Here is a 19,577-nt window from a genome sequence, read left to right as displayed (position 1 = left end):
CCTGTTCGTTACCCGTCCTTTTGAAACCCGGCTTCATGCCGGGTTTCTTTTTTTGGGCGGCACATTCTGATTTACGGCAAATCGTGACCATTGCTTGAGGCGGGGATAACGCGAATACCCAAATATCGGACACCCGTCTCTCTTTCCGAACGCTTTCGATGCTCAACCGCTGCCGCCGGCCGTAAAAAAACCCCGGCCGCCTCACGGCGCCGGGGTTTTGACTCAGGCTGAAAAAACCAGCGCGGATCGCTTACATATTTTCGATCAACACCTGACCAAAGCCCGAACAGGACACCTGCGTCGCGCCTTCCATCAAGCGCGCGAAGTCATAAGTGACCCGTTTTTGCAGAATCGACTTTTCCATCGACTTGATGATCAGGTCGGCCGCTTCAGTCCAGCCCATGTGACGCAGCATCATTTCAGCCGAGAGAATTTCCGAACCCGGATTTACGTAGTCTTTGCCGGCGTACTTCGGCGCAGTGCCGTGGGTGGCTTCGAACATCGCGACCGAATCCGACATGTTCGCCCCCGGCGCAATCCCGATACCACCGACTTGCGCGGCCAGCGCGTCTGAAATGTAGTCGCCGTTCAGGTTCAGCGTGGCGATCACGTCGTATTCCGCAGGACGCAGCAGGATCTGCTGCAGGAACGCATCCGCAATCACGTCTTTCACCACGATGTCGCCACCCGTTTTCGGGTTCTTGATCTTCATCCACGGACCGCCGTCGATCAGCTCCGCGGCGAATTCCTTCTGCGCCAGCGCATAACCGTAGTCGCGGAACGCGCCTTCGGTGAACTTCATGATGTTGCCCTTGTGCACCAGCGTGACCGAGCGGCGATTGTTGTCGAGCGCATACTGGATCGCCTTGCGCACGAGGCGCTCCGTGCCTTCGCGCGACACCGGCTTGACACCGATCCCCGAGGTTTCCGGGAAGCGGATCTTCTTCACACCCATTTCTTCGCGCAGGAACTTGATGACCTTCTTCGCATCTTCCGACCCGGCAGGCCATTCGATGCCAGCATAGATGTCTTCCGAATTCTCGCGGAAGATCACCATGTCGATCTTTTCGGGTTCACGCACCGGTGAAGGCACGCCCTTGAAGTACTGCACCGGGCGCAGGCAGACATACAGATCGAGTTCCTGACGCAGCGCGACATTCAGCGAGCGGATGCCGCCGCCGACCGGCGTGGTGAGTGGGCCCTTGATCGAGACGACGTATTCCTTCAGCACCTGCAGCGTTTCTTCCGGCAGCCACACGTCCGGGCCGTACACCTTGGTCGACTTCTCACCGGCGTAGATTTCCATCCAGTGGATTTTCTTTTTGCCCGCGTAGGCTTTTTCTACCGCGGCATCCACCACTTTCAACATCACCGGCGTAATGTCGAGGCCCGTTCCGTCGCCTTCGATATACGGAATGATCGGCTGGTCGGAAATGTTGAGCGAGAAATCTGCGTTGACGGTGATCTTGTCACCGCCGGTCGGAACCTTGATGTGCTGGTACGGCATGATCGGACTCCAGTGAAGGCTGTGCTGAAAGCTGATGGGAGACTGCGGAAACTGGGTGCTCCTCGCTACACAATGCCGGACGCCTGCGAGCGGCCTGGTCGTCTATTCTAGCCCACGCTGACGCAGGCCCGAGTCCGCATACGGCTCGGGGTTTTCCAACATTGTCGAAAATCAAAGTTAGCAACGCCGCTTACTCATCTGTCTTATATAAGACATAAGACTTGGCGTGGCTCATTATGCATTATTATTCCGCCATTTACTACCGAGCAGCGCCCTTCCTGACCTGCGCGGCACGCTCCCGCCGCCGCTCGACCTTCATCGATTCCTCTATGCGACTCCTCGCCCTGAACAAACCGTTCGGCACCATCTGTCAGTTTTCGCCGCACGAAACGCGGGCGTCGCTGGCCGACTGGGTGAAAGTGCCCGGCATCTATCCGGCGGGCCGGCTCGACTCCGATAGCGAAGGGCTGCTACTCCTCACCGACGACGGCGCGCTGCAGGCACGCATCGCGGAGCCGCGTCACAAACTTGTCAAACGTTATTGGGCACAGGTGGAAGGCGCAGTCGACGATGCCACCTTGAAGAAGCTCGCGCGCGGTGTCGATCTCGGCGACTACGTGACGCGACCCTGCCGCGCCGAATACGTCGAGCCGACCGACTCGCTCTGGACCCGCACGCCGCCGATCCGCTATCGCGCAGCGATTCCGACCACGTGGATCGAATTGTCGATCACGGAAGGCAAGAACCGCCAGGTGCGACGCATGACCGCCGCGGTGGGTTTCCCCACATTGCGTCTCGTGCGCGCCGGTATCGGTGCACTCGATATTTTTTCGCTCGGGTTGCAGCCTGGAGAGAGCGTCGAGTTGCCGCTGAAGGCCCCATGGGAAGGCATCGCCTGAACGCATTTGCATGCGCGCCATGTCTGCACGGAACCTGCATCGAACCGCTATTTCGACCCGCGTCGAAATAGCTAACTCGTTGTATCCGCAAACAAAATAGCGCGTGAAACCAATATGAAAAACGCGTGAAACAATTGCGTTCACGATCACTCTGCAGCCATTCATTTGCTTCAGCACGTCGGCATATAAATTTTCCACGAAATTCACGTCAACCGGTGCGCGAGCTCACGCGTTATTCGACGCAGATGCCGCCCGAAGCTATCCGGCATTCAGCCTTAAGGGCCTTTGCACACGCCGCTCTGGCGGTGAGTACGGGGAGTCTGAGCGCTAAGCAGACGCGTCGAGAAAAATGTTCGATGCGGCTGTCAACCGAAAGGTGGATGGCACGTTTACCGACATGACTCTACATATAACCGGGTCATTTGGTTAATCAACTAAAGCTGAGGATTTACAAAATGAACAAACTGATCGCCGCTCTGGTCGCTGGTCTCTTCGCAACGGCAGCATTCGCACAAGCTTCGGCACCGGCAGCAGCTTCGGCAGCTCCGGCAGCAGCAGCTTCGTCGGCAAAGAAGACCACGAAGCACGCTCACAAGAAGTCGCACAAGAAGGCAGCAGCAGCAGCTGCAGCTTCGGGCGCTTCGGAGTAAGTTTGTTGTAAAAACGCAGTCAAGAACTAGCTTCATTGCCGTTCTTACGGCGTTGAAAGGCAGATCACCGCAAGGCGATCTGCCTTTTTGTTTTTGACGCGCTCGCGTAACATTCGCGAGTTAAATTCCAGCAAGGAGTCATGCCGTGCGATTTCCCATGCGCTCGTTGATTGCGCGTTTCGCTGTTGCCGTTGCACTGCCGCTCGCCGCGATGTCGTTCGCCGCGACCACCGCTGCCCCCGCTCATGCGCAACAGATGCCGGCCGGTGCGAAGCAGCCCGGCGACTTTCCGCGCGCAAAGCTGACCGCGGGCATGTTCGTGATCGACGCAGCCGTCGCCGCTAACGACGCCGATCGCGAACAAGGTCTGATGTATCGCACGAACCTCGCGCCGAATGAAGGCATGCTGTTCGTCTTCAATGAAACCGCCGTGCATTGCTTCTGGATGAAGAACACGTTGATCCCGCTGTCGATCGCGTTCATGCGCGCCGACGGCACGGTCACCGACATCGACGAGATGCAGGCCGAGACCACCAACAATCACTGCCCGAAGAACAACGGCGTGTATGCGTTGGAAATGAGCAAGGGCTGGTTCTCGTCGAAAGGCATCAAACCGGGCATGAAGATCCAGGGCCTGCCGGCCGCGCAATAAAGGCGCGTCGACCACGACGACACCCTGCCGATTCTTCAGCAGCCGCTTTTGAAAAAAGCCGGTGCCTTTCGCGAGGCACCGGCTTTTTCCATTCGGCGCGGGGCAGGCGATGCGCGGCAGCACGCGGCGGAGGCCGGCGGCGTCGCGCGAGCCCATACCAGCAGGCCTTCACACGCAGCTGGCAAGATTCCTGCAAAAGACAGGCCGACGCGCTATCCTAGTATTCTTGGCAAAGCAGCATCCAAGGCTCCCCGGGCAGCACAGACTGCCGCCCGGCAAGCGTTTCAGGCGCGCCATTTCAAGGAGGTTCACGTGCCCCGCAAGACTCCCATCGAGCGCTACCGGAATATCGGCATTAGCGCTCACATCGACGCCGGCAAAACCACCACCACTGAACGCATCCTGTTCTACACAGGCGTGACCCACAAGATCGGCGAGGTTCACGACGGTGCTGCGACGATGGACTGGATGGAACAGGAGCAGGAGCGCGGCATCACGATCACATCGGCTGCCACGACTGCTTTCTGGAAGGGTATGGCCGGCAACTATCCGGAACACCGGATCAACATCATCGACACCCCGGGTCACGTCGACTTCACGATTGAAGTTGAGCGCTCGATGCGCGTGCTCGACGGCGCCTGCATGGTGTACGACTCGGTTGGCGGCGTACAGCCGCAATCCGAAACCGTGTGGCGTCAGGCGAACAAGTACAAGGTGCCGCGCATTGCGTTCGTCAACAAGATGGACCGCGTCGGCGCGGACTTCTTCCGTGTGCAGCGGCAAATCGGCGATCGCCTGAAGGGCGTCGCGGTGCCGATCCAGATTCCGGTCGGTGCGGAAGATCACTTCCAGGGCGTGGTCGACCTCGTCAAGATGAAGGCGATTTACTGGGACGAAGAGAACCAGGGCATCAAATTCGAGTACCGCGACATTCCGCCCGAGCTCGAGGCGACCGCGAAGGAATGGCACGACAAGATGGTCGAGTCCGCCGCTGAAGCGAGCGAGGAGTTGCTCGACAAATACCTGCATGGTGGGACGCTAACCGAAGAGGAAATCAAGCACGGCATTCGTGTGCGTACCATCGCCAACGAGATCGTGCCGATGCTGTGCGGCAGCGCGTTCAAGAACAAGGGCGTGCAGGCCATGCTCGACGCGGTGATCGACTATCTGCCCTCGCCGCTCGACATCCCCGCGATTACCGGTCACGACGAGCACGACAACGAAATCGAGCGGCATCCGAAAGACGACGATCCGTTCTCCGCGCTCGCCTTCAAGATCATGACCGACCCGTTCGTGGGCCAGCTGATTTTCTTCCGCGTGTATTCGGGCGTGGTGAATTCGGGCGATACCGTCTACAACGCGACCAAGGAAAAGAAGGAACGCCTTGGCCGGATCCTGCAGATGCATGCGAACGAGCGCAAGGAAATCAAGGAAGTCTACTGCGGCGACATTGCCGCGGCAGTCGGTCTGAAAGAAGCGACCACGGGCGACACGTTGTGCGATCCGCAACACGTGATCATTCTGGAAAAGATGATTTTCCCGGAACCGGTGATTTCGCAGGCCGTCGAGCCGAAGACCAAGGTCGACCAGGAAAAGATGGGCATCGCGCTCAATCGTCTGGCGCAGGAAGACCCGTCGTTCCGCGTGCAGACGGATGAAGAATCCGGCCAGACCATCATCTCCGGCATGGGCGAATTGCACCTGGAGATTCTGGTCGACCGGATGAAGCGCGAGTTCGGCGTCGAGGCGACCGTCGGCAAGCCGCAGGTGGCTTACCGCGAAACCGTGCGCAACAAGGTCGAAGACGTCGAAGGCAAGTTCGTCAAGCAGTCAGGCGGCCGCGGCCAGTACGGCCACGCGGTGATCACGCTCGAACCGTCGGCGCAAGGCAAGGGCTACGAATTCGTCGACGCGATCAAGGGCGGTGTGATTCCGCGTGAATACATTCCGGCGGTCGACAAGGGCATTCAGGAAACGCTGAAGGCCGGCGTGCTGGCGGGCTATCCGGTGGTCGACGTGAAAGTGACGTTGACCTTCGGTTCGTACCACGACGTCGACTCGAACGAAAACGCGTTCCGCATGGCCGGTTCGATGGCGTTCAAGGACGCGATGCGCAAGGCCAAGCCGGTGCTGCTCGAACCGATGATGGCCGTCGAAGTGGAAACACCGGAAGACTTCATGGGCAACGTGATGGGCGATCTGTCGAGCCGTCGCGGCATGGTGCAAGGCATGGAAGACATCGCCGGCGGTGGCGGCAAGCTGGTGCGCGCCGAAGTGCCGCTCGCGGAGATGTTCGGCTATTCGACGTCGCTGCGTTCGGCAACCCAAGGCCGCGCGACGTACACGATGGAGTTCAAGCACTACGCTGAAACGCCGAACAACGTCGCGGAAGCCGTGATCAACGCGAAGCATAAGTAAGCGCTACGGGTTGCAACACGCCATGTGCTGCAACCCGCAATGCAATGCGACGCAATGAAAGCAGATAGCAAAAGGCCCGTCCCCTGTGGATGGGCCTTTTTTTCGTGCGCGACGCCGCCTGCGGCAGCCGGCAACACACACGTTTTTGAACGTGCAAAAATGCCAGACGGCGCCGTGCTGACCGCCCGGACTCACGCCCACGAGGAGACACACCATGAGCCAGGATCACGAACACCCGCACTACAAGGACGAGCAACCGGCGGCGCCAATCGATTGGCGCGAGCATGGCGTCAAGGTCATCAAGGGCGACCAGCTCGACAGCAATACCGCGCAAACGCCGGGCATGAACCGCGCGGCGGCGATCAACGCGGCGCGCGTCGGCGCGCAGAAAATCTGGGCCGGCACCGTGACGATCCATCCGAATGCGAAGACCGGCGCGCATCATCACGGCGCGCTCGAAAGCGTGATCTACGTGGTGCGAGGCCAGGCACGCATGCGCTGGGGCGAGCACCTCGAGTTCACGGCCGAAGCCGGTCCGGGCGACTTCATCTTCGTGCCGCCTTATGTGCCGCATCAGGAAATCAACGCGAGCACCGACGATCCGCTCGAATGCGTGCTGGTGCGCAGCGACAATGAAGCGGTGGTGGTGAATCTGAATATCGACGCGGTGGAAGCCCCGGAAACGGTCTTCTGGGTCGATCCGATTCACAAGCATCCGCACGATCACTAAACCTCTTTCACGCAACCCATGACGCCGACCGCCTCGCTGCGCCCTCGCCTCATCACGCTGTATGCCGTACTGATCGCCGCCAATCTCGGCGCATGGGCGTGGGCGCTGATTGCGTTTCGCCACTATCCGCTGCTGCTCGGCACCGCGCTGCTCGCCTACGGCTTTGGTCTGCGCCACGCGGTGGATGCGGACCATATCGCCGCGATCGACGCCGTGACGCGCAAGCTGATGCAGGCGGGCAAGCGGCCACTCGGCGTGGGCCTGGCATTTTCGCTGGGCCATTCGACGATCGTGATCATGGCGACGATCGGCATTGCGTGGACCGCGCACTCGCTGCACGGTCGCTTCGAGACCTTCAAGGCGGTAGGCGGCCCGATCGGCACCATCGTCTCGGCGGTGTTTCTGCTGGTGCTGGCGTGCGTGAACCTCGTGATTCTGCGCGACGTGTGGCGCCGCTATCGCCACGTCCAACGCGGCGGCGAACTCGCTGCTGAAACGTCGGCAAACATCGCGCCCGCCGGTCTGTTGTCGCGCGCATTGCGGCCGATGTTCCGGCTCGTGACGAAAAGCTGGCACATGTACCCGGTCGGCGTGCTGTTCGGCCTCGGCTTCGATACCGCGACCGAGATCGGCCTGCTGGCGATTGCCGCGTCCGAAGCCGGCAAAGGACTGCCGCTGTATTCGATCCTCGTGTTCCCGGCGCTCTTCACCGCGGGCATGACGCTGGTCGATTCGACCGACAACGTGCTGATGGTCCACGCCTACGGCTGGGCCATGGACGATCCGAAGCGCAAGCTCTACTACAACGCGAGCATCACGTTCGTTTCGGCGGTGGTGGCGATCGTCATTGGCGGCGTCGAAGCGCTGGGACTGCTGTCGGACAAACTCGGTTTGAACGGCGGTGTTTGGGACGCAGTGGGGAGTCTCAACGAGCACTTCGGCGCGCTGGGCTACGGCATCGTCGCAACCTTCATGGCGTGCTGGATCGGCTCGGTACTGTTCCATCGCTGGCGCCGCGCCGACACGGTTGCGCGGTAAATCCAGTTTGCCTACGCGGAGGATCGGTAAGGTTTCCACGGCGGCGACGGCGTAACGGCAATTTCCGCGCTGCGGCATCGTGCGCTTCGCGCAGGCCGGGCGAGACAGCCCACGAGCGTTGTCGTGACGACACACGCCGGCCCTTTTATACGCCAAACGGAGACCGGACCGCGCTGCAAGCGCGCCGAACCGGCGGGCAATCGCTTACACTGAAATCGCTTTTCAGCACTGCAGCGCGCTGCAGCTTTTCGTCATTGCAATAAGTCGCCTTGTCGCGCGTATCCGGCGCGGCCCTTCAGAACCGACAGCAGAACGGACTGGACACTCCATCGATGAAGACTCCCGCGGACCGATTTCTCGAACTCGACCTAGCCCGCCGCACCGCCGACGCCTACGGCAATCACGCTATCGACGAATTCATCGCCGGCCGCATCACGCGCCGCGATCTGCTGCGCTATGCGAGCGTGATCGGTTTGTCGCTGGCTGGCGGCGGCGTGCTGAATACGCCGCGAGCCCGTGCGCAAGGCGCAGCGAGTCCGTCTAACCAGACAATCCGCGTGGCCCATCTGACGCCGGCCGGCGCCGTCGATCCGCTCACCGTGAACGATGCCGCGAGCCTCGCGCTGCTGAACCAGACCGGCGAGTTCCTGATCGACGACGACGGCGAAAAACTCATGCTGAAGCCGGCGCTCGCCTTGTCGTGGAAGGCGAACGACAAGGGCGACGTGTGGACCTTCGCGCTGCGCCCGAACGTCAAATTCCACGACGGCCAGGCGTTCACCGCCAAAGACGTCGTCGCCACCTTCGATCGCCTCGCCGATCCGGCAAGCGGTTCGGCAGCGCTCTCGGTGTTGAAAGGCGTGCTGTCGAAAGGCGGTGCAAAGGTCGTCGACGAGCACACGGTCGCCTTCCATCTCGATGCACCGAACGGCAACTTCCCGTACTACGTTTCCTCGGACAATTTCAACGCCGTGATCCTGCCCGCGAACTATGCGGGTGGTTATGAAAAGAGCTTCATCGGCACCGGTCCGTTCAAGCTCGAAAAGTATCAGGCGAAGGTCGGCGCCTCGTTCGTGCGCAATCCGGACTACTGGGGCGACAAAGCGTTACCGCAACGCGTACAGTTCTCGTTCTACGCCGACGAACAGGCGCAAATGCTCGCGCTGCAAGGCCATCAGGCCGATGTAATGGGCACGTTCACTGTGCAGGGCGGCGCCGGTATTCTGAACAATCCGGACTACAAGGCAATCGGCGTGAAGTCGAGCGCGCATCGCCAGATTCATATGCGCAACGACAACCCGCTGTTCAAGGACAAGCGCGTGCGCCAGGCGCTGGCGTTATCGCTCGATCGCGACGTGCTGGTGCGAGGGCTGTTCAAGGGCCGTGCGCAGATCGGCAACGACAGCCCGTTCGCACCGGTATTTCCGTCTTCCGATGCAGGCGTCGCGCAACGCAAGATCGACATCGCGAAGGCGAAGCAACTGCTTGCGCAAGCGGGTGTGCCGAACGGCTTCGACGTCACGCTGACCACCGAGAAGTACATGGAGATTCCCGATCTCGCGGTGGTTGTGCAGAACGCAGCGAAGGCGATCGGCGTGCGCATCAATCTGAAGGTGGAGAGTCAGTCGCTGTACTACGGCGCGGGCACACCGGGCAAATCGGATTGGCTCGACTCGCCGCTCGGCATCACCGACTACGGTCATCGCGGCGTGCCGAACGTGTTTCTGAACGCGCCGCTCACCAGCACGGGCACGTGGAACGCCGCGCACTTCAAGAACCCGCAGTACGATCAACTGGTCGCGCAGTTCGTCGCGGCAGTCGACCTCGGCACGCAGAAGAAAATCTCTGGGCAGATCCAGACGCTGCTGCTCGATGAAACGCCCGTGATCATTCCGTTCTTTTACGATCAGTTGATCGCGATGCGCAAGGGTGTGAACGGCGTGCGCTTTACCGCGCTCGCGCAACTCTATTTCGACCGCGCGGTGTTGAGCGCGTGATGTGGATGCAAAAGCGGTGAACGCGAAAGCCGGTGAACACTAGAACCGTTGACCGTATGAGCGCACGGCACTTCTTCGGCAGGAGATCACAATGTCGACCACGGTGACCCCTTCCGCCTCTCCGGTCCCCAGCGGCAACGCCGGCCGTGTCGCGCGATTTCTGGCGACGCGGGTCGGTTTGTCGCTGATTACGCTGTGGCTGCTGTCCGTGATTGTGTTCGCGGGCGGCCAGTTGCTGCCTGGCGATATTGGCCGCGCGGTGCTCGGGCCGCTCGCCGATGCGCGCGCGGTCGCCGCGCTCAATCATCAGCTCGGCGCGGACCGGCCGCTCATGACGCAATACGTCGGGTGGATCTCGCATTTCGTGCGCGGCGACATGGGACTCTCCTATGCGTACCGTGAACCGGTTGCGCCGTTTATCGCCGACGCCCTGGCGCATTCGGCCAAGCTCGGTCTGCTCGCGTTTATCGTCGTCGTGCCGCTCGGCATTGCGGGCGGTGTCTGGTCGGCCATGCACGCGGGACGCTGGCTCGATCGCACCATCAGCATCGCCGGTTTGTCGGCGACCGTGGTGCCGGAGTTCGTCTCGTCGATCGTGCTGATTCTGGTGTTCGGCGTGTGGCTGCGTTGGTTGCCGATCGAAGCGTCGTATCCGCCCGAAGCGAACGCGCTCGAACAATTGCGGCATCTGATTCTGCCGGTGCTGCCGCTGGTGCTGGTGTTCTTCGGCTACATCGCGAGAATGGCGCGCGCGGGCACCGTGGAAGCGCTCGATGCGGACTACACCCGCACCGCGATTCTCAAAGGCTTGCCGCGCCGTACCGTGATCTGGCGGCACGTGTTGCGCAACGCGCTGCTCCCGACCATCACCGTCGCCGCCACGCAGCTCGGCTATATGATCGGCGGCCTCGTGGTGGTCGAGACGCTGTTCCACTATCAAGGTATCGGCTCGCTGATCTACAACGCCGCCAAGGCCAAGGATTTTCCGATGCTCGAAGCGGGCGTGCTGACGATCGGCGTGATCTACACCGTCGCCAACCTCGCCGCCGATGCACTGCATATCCTGCTCAATCCGCGACTGCGAGTGAGGAGCGCCGAATGAGCACCATCGTTCCGCCGGCCGCGCCGCCCGCGCCACGCCCGGCTACTGAACCGCGCTTCGACCAGTTGCGCGTGCTGCTGCGCTCGCCCACGTTCGTGGTCGGCGTGTTGATCGTTGGATGGTGGGTCGTTTGCGCCATCGCCGGGCAATGGATCGTGCGAATCGACCCGTATGCCTCCGATCCGCTCAATTCGCTCACGCCGCCCGATGGCACGCATTGGTTTGGCACCGATCAACTCGGCCGTGACGTGTTCTCTCGAGTGATTGTCGGCGCGCGCGACATTCTGACCATCGCGCCTTTGGCGACCCTGCTTGGCACGGTCGCGGGCACTGCGCTGGGATTGATCGTCGGTTACTTCGAGGGCTGGGTCGATAACGTCGTGGGCCGCGCAATCGACGCCGTGCTCGCGCTGCCGCTCGTGATCGTCGCGTTGCTCGCGCTGGCCGCGGTCGGCGCATCGAACTTCACCGTGATTCTCGTCATTGGCATTACCTTCACGCCGATCACCGCGCGTACGGTACGCGCCGCCGTGTTCGCCGAACGGCATCTGGACTACGTCGCCGCCGCGCAACTGCGTGGCGAACGCGCGCCGTACATCATGTTCGCCGAGATTCTGCCGAACGTGCTGCCGCCGATCATCGTCGAGGCGACCGTGCGGCTCGGGTATGCCATTTTCGCGGTCGCCACGCTGTCGTTTCTTGGTTTCGGCATTCAACCCCCTTCGGCCGATTGGGGGCTCGCGCTGTCCGAGTCGTACACGCTGATGGCCGGTGGCGCATGGTGGACCGTGGTGTTCGCCGCCGGCGCCATCGCTTCGCTCGTGGTCGGCGTAAATCTGATCGCCGATAGCGTGCAAGGAGTGCTCGACCGATGAACGGCCCGCCGCCCTCCTCGTTCCCCGCCTTCGACGTCTCGAAGAGCGATCGCACGGATGCGCTGACCGTCGTCGGCCTGACGGTCACGTACCGGATGCGCGGACGCGATCGTGAAGTGCTGCAGGACGTCTCGTTTCGCGTGCGGCGCGGCGAAGCCTATGGCCTCGTCGGCGAATCGGGCTGCGGCAAGTCGACGGTCGCAATGGCGGCGCTGCGCTATCTGCCGCGTAACGGCAAGGTGAAGGCCGGCAAGATCATCATCGCCGGCCAGGACGTGCAGAAGCTCGACGCGGACGCGTTACGCACGATGCGCGCGAACGCGATTTCGATGGTCTATCAGGACCCAGGCCGCGCGTTGAATCCGTCACTGACGATCGCACGGCAAGTCACGGAAGCCTTCGAAGCCGCCGGCGTCTCGCGCGACGAAGCCGTGCGGCGCACGGTCGAGATACTGCAGCGGGTGCGCATTGCTGCACCCGAACGCGTGATGGACAGCTATCCGCATCAGTTGTCGGGCGGCATGCAGCAACGCGTGGTGATCGCGATGGCGCTCGCCTCAAATCCGGCCTTGCTGATTCTCGACGAACCGACCACCGGCCTCGACGCCACCGTCGAAGCCGAAGTGCTCGATCTCGTGGCGCAACTGCGCGAAGAACTCGGCACTGCGGTGCTGTTCATCAGCCACAACCTCGCGGTGATCGGACGGATGTGCGAGCGCGTCGGCGTGCTGTACGCAGGCAAGCTGGTCGAGGAAGGCGCCACCCAGGACGTATTCGCGCGGCCACGTCATCCCTATACGGTTGGACTGCTGCGCTGTTTGCCGACCACGGGACGCAGCAAGGACACCGAGCGGCTCGACACCATCGCGGGCAATTTGCCCTTGCCCGGCTCGGTCACGCAAGGCTGCATTTACGCCGACCGGTGCCGGCTCGCCGACGACCGCTGCTGTCGTGAAGCACCGCCGCCCTATCGCGTGAGTGCCGCACACGGCGATCAGATGTCGCGCTGCCATTACCACGAACGCGCAATCGAACTGCCGCGTGCGTCCGCGGAAGGACTGCCTCTGCATGGCGATGCGTTGCGCGAGAGCGAGCGCCCTGCTCTCGTGCTGCGCGCGGAAAAACTCTCGAAGACATTCCACGTATCCGGCGCTCCGCTGCGCGCGGTCGACAACGTCTCGATCGATCTCGCCAGTGGCGAAACGCTCGGCCTTGTCGGTGAATCCGGCAGCGGCAAGACAACGCTCGCGAAACTGATGCTCGGCCTGCTCACACCGGACGCGGGCAGCGTGCTCGAACTCGACGGCACACCGCTCGCCGCGCGCGTCACGCGACGCAACGACGAGCAGGTCAAGTCGCTGCAGATCGTGTTCCAGAATCCGGACTCGGCGCTCAATCGCGCGCATTCGGTGAAGCGGCTGATCGGTCGTGCGTTGTCGCGCCTCACCGCGCTGCGCGGCGCTGCAATCGACGAACGGCTCGCTACGTTGACAGCGGCCGTGCGTTTGCCCGAACGCTATCTCGGTTCGCGCACGCGTCAGTTGTCCGGCGGACTCAAGCAGCGCGTGGCGATCGCGCGCGCGTTTGCCGGTGAGCCGCGCGTGGTGGTTTGCGACGAACCCACGTCCGCGCTCGACGTCTCCGTGCAGGCCGCGATCCTCAACCTGCTCGCCGATCTGCAACGCGAGCGCGGCGTGAGCTACGTGTTCATCTCGCATGACCTGCATGTGGTGCGCTATCTGTCGGATCGCATCGCAGTGCTGTACCTCGGCCGGCTGCTGGAGATCGGACCGGCAGCCGCGGTTTTCGGCGGACCGCATCATCCCTACACCGAAGCGCTTCTGTCTTCGGTGCCGACCCTCGACGCCCACGACAACACCGCCCGCATACGGCTGTCCGGCGATCTGCCGAGCGCCGCATCGCCGCCGTCCGGTTGCGTGTTCCACACGCGCTGCCCGCGCAAACTCGGAGCGATCTGCGAGCAGGAAGACCCGCCCTTCCTCGAAGCCGGCAGCGGTGACGCGGGTCAGCCGTCCGCGCATCGCATCCGCTGTCATATCCCCGTCGACGACCTGCGTGTACTGCAATTCGCCGCGCGCGACAACGCCGGCAAGGTCTCCGGCAGCGGCTCGGAAAACACACCGGAAAACGCCGCGCGCAACGAATAACGCGCAATAAGGCGACTTTCCGGCCACGCGTTTCATCATCGAAACATTTTCCTGCGTTTTTTCCTCGCGGCCATCGCACACCCCTATCCGACGCCCGTCGCCGCAAGGCTTTGCGGACCGTGGCATGGATATCGCTAAGTACTGTCCAGACATTCGAATCCAGAAGAGATCGGAAGAGAGCCTGAGAGCGCCGCTTACGCGAATCGCAGTGACAAGAAGCGATACGTGACGAAGCGCGTTTGAACGGTATCGGCTGAAGCGCACGCAAGCGTTTGTCAGCAAACCGGCTACGGCGCCGGGAAGACAGTGATGGTGTTTGACTTGCATCCGCAAAACAGACTCGGGGGACGGCGAGGCTCGCGTTCAGACAGGCCCGGCGTCGGCGATTCAGCGTGGGAGATGGCGGCAGCGAGGTGTCGGCGTCCCCTCGGGAGAGACGTGATGAAAACCACAAAATTCAATCAGTACTACTTCGGGGTACTACGGAGTACGGCAATCGCGGCGGGCGTAGCTTTGCTGATCACCCAGGTCGCGTATTCGGCGTCGACGGATGCGGTCCCCAAGTTGATGACGGTTGCCGATGCACCGCTGCCTGCAAGCGGCGCGCACGCAGCGACGCAAAGCGTGCAGGACGACAGTTCGGCGGCGGGCGCAGCGGCGACTGGCACCGCGCCTGATGAACCGACCGCTGCCGACGACGCAGCCATTGTGTTCAGTCCGCGCGATTGCACAACCACCAGTATCGGCGGGTGCACGCAGCATCGCGGCGGCAACGGCGCGGCGAGCGCTGGCAGCGGTGGCGCAGGTGCGAGCGGTAATGGCGCCGGCGGCGCAGCGGGCTCGGGCAGTGGCGGCGGCAAGGGTAACGGCAGCGGTAGCGGCGGTGGAAGTAGCAGCGGTGGTAGCAGCGGTGGTAGCAGCGGTGGCGGCAGCAGCGGTGGCGGCAGCAGCGGCGGTGGCAGCAGCGGCGGTGGCAGCAGCGGTGGCGGAAGCAGCGGCGGTGGCAGCAGCGGTGGTGGCAGCAGCGGTGGTGGCAGCAGCGGTGGTGGCAGCAGCGGCGGTGGCAGCAGCGGCGGTGGCAGCAGCGGTGGTGGCAGCAGCGGCGGTGGCAGCAGCGGCGGTGGCAGCAGCGGCGGTGGCAGCAGCGGTGGTGGCAGCAGCGGCGGTGGCAGCAGCGGCGGTGGCAGCAGCGGTGGCGGCAGCAGCGGGAGCGGCGGCTGCGGTTGCGGTGGCGGCCCCGGCGGCGGGTTCGGCGGTGGTAAAGGCGGCCCCGGTGGTGGTTTTGGCGGAGGCTTCGGTGGCGGGTTCGGCGGCGGCTTTGGCGGAGGCTCCGGCGGCGGTCACGGAGGCAAGGGTGGCGGCGGCAATGGTGGCAATGGCGGAGGAAACGGGCACTGACAGTCGCCTGTTTCCCGGGTAGGGGGCCCCCGCGCCCTACCCGTCGCTAACGACATGCGTATGCCGTTCGCAGTCCCCCGGCAGCGGCGGTGATGTCTCGATCCCCCGGTCGAGCATCACCGCCCGAAGCCGGTCGAAGTCGGCAGCATCCGCAGGCGGCCCGGCAAAACGGCACGCACCGCCGCGAAGCGTCGACATGCAATTGCTGGTCTTGCACACGTTTAAAACTAAAACAATCGATCGTGTCGCGCGTGACCGGAACCAAACCGAAGCGATTGCCTCATATCAGATTCAACGTTCGATATCAGGGCACCACAACATGCAACGAAACGTCCCCCACTCCATAGCGCGCACGGCCACCGGCCTGCTGATGGTCGCCGCTCTGGGCCTCGCATCGCTCGCTAATGCGCAAACTTCGGCGCAAACACCGGCTACGTCGGCTCAGCCACAGCCGCAAACCCTGTCGCAAGCCGCCCCGCCGGTCGATCCCACCTTCTCCGCCTATTCGCTCGCGCAAACCTGCAAGCTAAAAAACGATAACGTCGCGCAAGGTCAATGCGTCGGCGCGATCCGCGGCATCATCCACGGCTATCAGTACGGCGTGCTGTTCCTCGGTCAGCGCGCGTCGCTGCCGCCCAACGAAACGCAGCGTGTCTCGCTGTGTCTGCGCAATACGCAGGTGTCGTCGATCGTCGACGAATTCATTGCCGACGCCGCCCAGGTCAACGAAGACTCGCTCAAGCACACGCCCGCTGAAGTCGCCGTTCTGGGTTCCGTGCACATGCACCACAGTTGCAATTGATGACGCCCGCGCAGCGAGCCGCAGCGCCATAAGCGCCGGCTCCAGGGCCGGCTGCAATCCGCCAACGGCCGCTACTGCGCTCACAGCATTTCGAGTGGCCGCTTGCTGCGCGGCGGTTTGAAGTAAGTGTCGATGGCAGCGAGTTCGTGCGCGTCGAGTTGTAGTTGCGACGCCCGATAGTTGTCGCGCACATGCTCGACGCGGCCCGCTTTCGGAATTGCGAACACGCCGGGCTTTTGCAAGACCCACGCAAGCGCCACCTGAAACACCGAGACGCCGCGTGCGTCGGCAATATCGTCGAGCGGCGAGCGTTTCGGCAGGCGCGCATGATCGACCGGACTGTATGCCATCCCCGGCATGTTGCGCGCGGCAAGCCACGGCAACAGGTCGAATTCCGGCCCACGGCGCGCCACGTTGTAGAGAATCTGATTTGTCGCGCACGCCTCGCCGCCCGGCGTGGCGACGAGCTCTTCCATATCGTCGGTATCGAAGTTGCTGACGCCCCAGTGGCGAATCTTGCCCGCGCTGCGTAACGCCTCGAATGCCTGGACGGTTTCCGCGAGCGGCACCGAGCCGCGCCAATGCAGCAGATACAGATCGAGCCGATCGGTTTTCAGGCGCTTGAGGCTCTGCTCGCAGGCCGCGATCACGCCGCGCCGGCTGGCGTTATGCGGATACACCTTGCTGACGAGAAAGACCTGATCGCGCAGCCCCGCCAGCGCTTCGCCGAGAAGCGATTCCGTGGCGCCGTCGCCGTACATTTCCGCCGTGTCGATCAGCGTCATGCCCAATTCGATGCCGCAGCGCAGCGCGGCGAGTTCCGAGGCACGCCGCGCCGGCTGTTCACCCATCTCCCAGGTGCCCTGCCCCAGTTTCGGAATACGCTCGCCGTCGGGCAGGCTCACGCTTGCGATATCGGTCGTCATGCTTTCTCCTCGAAGTGGCTAAACATAGGGCAACGCGTTCATGTCGATGCGGCGGCGCAGGCGAATCCGCGGTGCATGATACGCAAATCGTAGGGACGAGTTTAGCGGTTGCACGAGCATCGGATCGGGCACCAGGCAAAAGCCCGCTATAACGGAGCGCGCCGATGTCTTAGAATTGCCGCTTGCCCTTCTTGCGTGAGCCCCATGACCTCTGCCTCGGAAGACCGCTGGCGCGACCTGCGCCCGGACCCGGAAAACGACACGCCGCTGTATCTGCAACTCGCTCGCAAGCTCGGCAGTGCGATTCACGAAAACCGTTGGAACGCGGGCGAAGCGCTGCCCTCTGAGCGCGTGCTGTCCGAAGCGCTCGGCGTATCGCGGATCACCTCGCGCAAAGCCATTGCCCTGCTGGTCGAACAGGGATTGATCCGCCGCACTCAAGGCGCGGGCAGCTTCATCACGCCACGCTATGAAGATCCGCTATCGCGTCTGTCGAGTTTCAGCGAAATGCTTCGGCGACGCGGTTTTACGCCGAGTTCGAAGTGGTTGTCGCGAGAAATTTCGCCCGCTAACCGCGATGAGGTGATTCAACTGGGCTTGTCGCCGGCGGCAGCCGTAACCCGGCTGCGCCGTTTGCGTCTCGCGGACGGCATCGTGATGGCGGTGGAGAATTCCACCTTCCCTGCCGCGGTGATTCCCGATCCTCAGGCAATTGGCGATTCGTTGTACACGTACCTGGAAAATCGCGGACTGACGATTGTGCGCGCGCTGCAGCATTTTCGCGCGGTGAACGCGAACGACGAGATCGCGCAGCAGATGAGCATTGCCCCTAACGAGGCGCTGTTGCTGATCACGCGCGTCGGGTACACGGCGGATCAGCGGGCGATCGAGCTGACCGATACCTACTGCCGCAACGATTACTATGATTTCGTGGCGGAGTTGAGGAAGTAAGTACGGCGTTTGTCCTTCGGGGCAATCGCAACGCCTTCACGCCCATTTCGCCTCATGCGCCCCTATCCGAGCCGGCGGCAAGTCAAAGCGCGCAGGCGTCTCCTCAAGACGCTCAGCCGGTAGAACGCCCAGCACTCGCCCGAACGCCGACTGCACGCTTCCCAGACAATCCCGCACATCGTCGATCGAAACGTCGGGCGCCTTCCAGCCGTCGGGAAGCAATCCGAAGGATTGCAACCACCGTCCGGTCTGCGCGAGCGACACCCTCACGTGCCAGCTTCCGCCTTCGGTGGCTCGCCGCGCCAATGCGGCCATTGCGCCGAACGCAGCCAGATATCCCGTCGCGTGATCCAACGCCTGACAAGGCAGATGCTTCGGCTCGTCCCATCCCGCCGCCTCGCGCTCCGTAAAAGCAATTCCACTCGCGGACTGCACCAGACTATCGAAGCCGCGCCGCGCAGCCCATGGTCCTTTGTGCCCATAAGCGCAAACCGAGACATAGACGATCCCCGGCCGCACTCGCGCCAGTTCCTCGGGACCGAACCCGCGCGCCGTGAGCGCCCCTGGCCGATACGCCTGCAAAAACACGTCGGCGTCGCTAACGAGGCCATTTAACGTTTCCCGGCCAGTTGCATCGCGCAAATCGATCACAGCCGAGCGCTTGCCGCGCCCATTGTCGATCACCAGCGGCGCAATGTTCGGCAAGTGCGGACCGTTGACCATCAAGACCTCGGCGCCATGCTGCGCGAGCGCGCGTCCCGCCACCGGCCCCGCAATGATGCGCGACAAATCCAGCACCCGCACGCCCGCCAGCGGCCGCTCCGCGCCTGCCTCGCGCGGCGGCTCGACCGGCGCATCGCCAATGCGCTCGATCTCGAACAAGGGCAGCCCCGCAATCGCTTTCGCCTGATCGAGCGCAGCCCACTCGTCGGGCGTGCGAATCAATGCCGCGCACAAACCGGCGTCGGCGAGCGTCTGGTCAAGCGTCGCGCCATCCCAGCCGCGAATCGCCTCGGCCACCGCCGCGCGATCGTTCGCGCAGCCGAGCACCTTCAGCACGCCTTCGAGATGATGCGGAAAGTTTGTGTGCAGTTGAATCCAGCGGCCGTCGCGCGTCGCGTAGAAACCCATCACTGGATCGCGCAAAGCGGGGGGCGGACCGTCGTCGATACGCAGATAGCGCTCGCTGCGAAACGAGGCCAGCGCGCGCCGCATCTCTACGGTGACGTGTTGCCGGCGCCCCGTGCGCAAGCGATGGTATTCGGCAGCTGCAAGGCCGCTCGCGGCGATGGTCGCCTGCGCCAACGCGCCGACCCGATAGACCGACGGCAAGCCTGGATCGGCGCCGGGAAGCGAGACAGAGTGCAGCGCAGTCGGGTCGCATTGCGCGGTCATCCAGATATGTTTGAGTGCGAGTTCAGGCGTCGTGGTGCTCATGTCGTTCATCTCGTTCGAGTTGGGACA

16 protein-coding genes are annotated in these 19,577 nt (G+C 62.8%); 13 read left to right on the top strand and 3 right to left on the bottom strand.

The window, feature by feature from the left end; genetic code table 11:
* Positions 1-250: 250 nt before the first annotated feature.
* Positions 251-1,507: an NADP-dependent isocitrate dehydrogenase gene (gene icd / locus KHO30_RS20380; RefSeq protein ID WP_093638881.1), complete on the bottom strand. Its 1,257-nt coding sequence runs from the start codon at positions 1,505-1,507 to the stop codon at positions 251-253.
* 329 nt (positions 1,508-1,836) lie between these two features.
* Between icd and KHO30_RS20375 the strand changes: the two genes are divergently transcribed.
* The 12 genes from KHO30_RS20375 (at position 1,837) to KHO30_RS20320 (ending at position 16,236) form a co-directional block, all read left to right on the top strand.
* Complete coding sequence (locus KHO30_RS20375; RefSeq protein ID WP_054042670.1) at positions 1,837-2,406, top strand: pseudouridine synthase; 570 nt, start codon at positions 1,837-1,839, stop codon at positions 2,404-2,406.
* Between the two features lie 455 nt (positions 2,407-2,861).
* On the top strand, positions 2,862-3,056 hold the full coding sequence (locus KHO30_RS20370) for a hypothetical protein (RefSeq protein ID WP_011489640.1): 195 nt from the start codon (positions 2,862-2,864) through the stop codon (positions 3,054-3,056).
* 145 nt (positions 3,057-3,201) lie between these two features.
* Positions 3,202-3,708 (top strand): DUF192 domain-containing protein, encoded by a 507-nt coding sequence (locus KHO30_RS20365; RefSeq protein WP_093638877.1) that lies wholly within the window; start codon positions 3,202-3,204, stop codon positions 3,706-3,708.
* Positions 3,709-4,020: 312 nt separating this feature from the next.
* On the top strand, positions 4,021-6,126 hold the full coding sequence (gene fusA, locus KHO30_RS20360; RefSeq protein ID WP_200618010.1) for an elongation factor G: 2,106 nt from the start codon (positions 4,021-4,023) through the stop codon (positions 6,124-6,126).
* 214 nt (positions 6,127-6,340) lie between these two features.
* Positions 6,341-6,856 (top strand): cupin domain-containing protein, encoded by a 516-nt coding sequence (locus tag KHO30_RS20355; RefSeq protein ID WP_093638871.1) that lies wholly within the window; start codon positions 6,341-6,343, stop codon positions 6,854-6,856.
* A gap of 18 nt (positions 6,857-6,874) precedes the next feature.
* A complete protein-coding gene (locus KHO30_RS20350) occupies positions 6,875-7,894 on the top strand; it encodes a HoxN/HupN/NixA family nickel/cobalt transporter (RefSeq protein WP_211702023.1) in 1,020 nt (339 codons plus the stop codon).
* Positions 7,895-8,226: 332 nt separating this feature from the next.
* A complete protein-coding gene (locus KHO30_RS20345) occupies positions 8,227-9,891 on the top strand; it encodes an ABC transporter substrate-binding protein (protein ID WP_211702021.1) in 1,665 nt (554 codons plus the stop codon).
* A 91-nt stretch (positions 9,892-9,982) separates the two neighbouring features.
* Positions 9,983-10,993, top strand: a complete 1,011-nt coding sequence (locus KHO30_RS20340) for an ABC transporter permease (RefSeq protein ID WP_211702019.1) — start codon at positions 9,983-9,985, stop codon at positions 10,991-10,993.
* Entirely contained in the window at positions 10,990-11,868 is an 879-nt protein-coding gene (locus tag KHO30_RS20335; protein WP_154565861.1) for an ABC transporter permease, read from the top strand. The genes KHO30_RS20340 and KHO30_RS20335 overlap by 4 nt, the downstream gene beginning before the upstream one ends.
* Complete coding sequence (locus KHO30_RS20330; RefSeq protein ID WP_211702017.1) at positions 11,865-14,036, top strand: ABC transporter ATP-binding protein; 2,172 nt, start codon at positions 11,865-11,867, stop codon at positions 14,034-14,036. Before KHO30_RS20335 ends, KHO30_RS20330 begins: the two co-directional genes overlap by 4 nt.
* A 441-nt stretch (positions 14,037-14,477) precedes the next feature.
* Complete coding sequence (locus tag KHO30_RS20325) at positions 14,478-15,434, top strand: hypothetical protein (protein WP_211702016.1); 957 nt, start codon at positions 14,478-14,480, stop codon at positions 15,432-15,434.
* Between the two features lie 319 nt (positions 15,435-15,753).
* Positions 15,754-16,236: a hypothetical protein gene (locus KHO30_RS20320; protein ID WP_211702014.1), complete on the top strand. Its 483-nt coding sequence runs from the start codon at positions 15,754-15,756 to the stop codon at positions 16,234-16,236.
* 80 nt (positions 16,237-16,316) lie between these two features.
* Here KHO30_RS20320 and KHO30_RS20315 read toward each other — a convergent pair whose 3' ends face one another.
* The gene (locus KHO30_RS20315; protein ID WP_200617993.1) at positions 16,317-17,162 is read right to left on the bottom strand and encodes an aldo/keto reductase; all 846 of its coding nucleotides are present in this window, start codon (positions 17,160-17,162) and stop codon (positions 16,317-16,319) included.
* 204 nt (positions 17,163-17,366) lie between these two features.
* Between KHO30_RS20315 and KHO30_RS20310 the strand changes: the two genes are divergently transcribed.
* A complete protein-coding gene (locus tag KHO30_RS20310; protein ID WP_093635740.1) occupies positions 17,367-18,113 on the top strand; it encodes a GntR family transcriptional regulator in 747 nt (248 codons plus the stop codon).
* 36 nt (positions 18,114-18,149) lie between these two features.
* On the opposite strand, the gene KHO30_RS20305 is transcribed toward KHO30_RS20310, so the two are convergent.
* Entirely contained in the window at positions 18,150-19,550 is a 1,401-nt protein-coding gene (locus tag KHO30_RS20305) for a CoA transferase (RefSeq protein WP_244864095.1), read from the bottom strand.
* Positions 19,551-19,577 lie beyond the last annotated feature (27 nt).

Origin of the sequence: Paraburkholderia aspalathi, assembly GCF_905220735.1 — a bacterium.
Taxonomy (GTDB): domain Bacteria; phylum Pseudomonadota; class Gammaproteobacteria; order Burkholderiales; family Burkholderiaceae; genus Paraburkholderia; species Paraburkholderia aspalathi.
Note: the sequence above shows the minus strand (reverse complement) of the source record. Positions and strands in the feature narration are given on the sequence as shown.

What these genes read in the sequence shown, in the direction of transcription:
- icd (WP_093638881.1), bottom strand. Translation starts at nt 1,507, where the DNA reads ATGCCGTACCAGCACATCAAGGTTCCGACCGGCGGTGACAAGATCACC.
- KHO30_RS20375 (WP_054042670.1), top strand. Translation starts at nt 1,837, where the DNA reads ATGCGACTCCTCGCCCTGAACAAACCGTTCGGCACCATCTGTCAGTTT.
- KHO30_RS20370 (WP_011489640.1), top strand. Translation starts at nt 2,862, where the DNA reads ATGAACAAACTGATCGCCGCTCTGGTCGCTGGTCTCTTCGCAACGGCA.
- KHO30_RS20355 (WP_093638871.1), top strand. Translation starts at nt 6,341, where the DNA reads ATGAGCCAGGATCACGAACACCCGCACTACAAGGACGAGCAACCGGCG.
- KHO30_RS20350 (WP_211702023.1), top strand. Translation starts at nt 6,875, where the DNA reads ATGACGCCGACCGCCTCGCTGCGCCCTCGCCTCATCACGCTGTATGCC.
- KHO30_RS20345 (WP_211702021.1), top strand. Translation starts at nt 8,227, where the DNA reads ATGAAGACTCCCGCGGACCGATTTCTCGAACTCGACCTAGCCCGCCGC.
- KHO30_RS20340 (WP_211702019.1), top strand. Translation starts at nt 9,983, where the DNA reads ATGTCGACCACGGTGACCCCTTCCGCCTCTCCGGTCCCCAGCGGCAAC.
- KHO30_RS20335 (WP_154565861.1), top strand. Translation starts at nt 10,990, where the DNA reads ATGAGCACCATCGTTCCGCCGGCCGCGCCGCCCGCGCCACGCCCGGCT.
- KHO30_RS20330 (WP_211702017.1), top strand. Translation starts at nt 11,865, where the DNA reads ATGAACGGCCCGCCGCCCTCCTCGTTCCCCGCCTTCGACGTCTCGAAG.
- KHO30_RS20325 (WP_211702016.1), top strand. Translation starts at nt 14,478, where the DNA reads ATGAAAACCACAAAATTCAATCAGTACTACTTCGGGGTACTACGGAGT.
- KHO30_RS20320 (WP_211702014.1), top strand. Translation starts at nt 15,754, where the DNA reads ATGCAACGAAACGTCCCCCACTCCATAGCGCGCACGGCCACCGGCCTG.
- KHO30_RS20315 (WP_200617993.1), bottom strand. Translation starts at nt 17,162, where the DNA reads ATGACGACCGATATCGCAAGCGTGAGCCTGCCCGACGGCGAGCGTATT.
- KHO30_RS20310 (WP_093635740.1), top strand. Translation starts at nt 17,367, where the DNA reads ATGACCTCTGCCTCGGAAGACCGCTGGCGCGACCTGCGCCCGGACCCG.
- KHO30_RS20305 (WP_244864095.1), bottom strand. Translation starts at nt 19,550, where the DNA reads ATGAGCACCACGACGCCTGAACTCGCACTCAAACATATCTGGATGACC.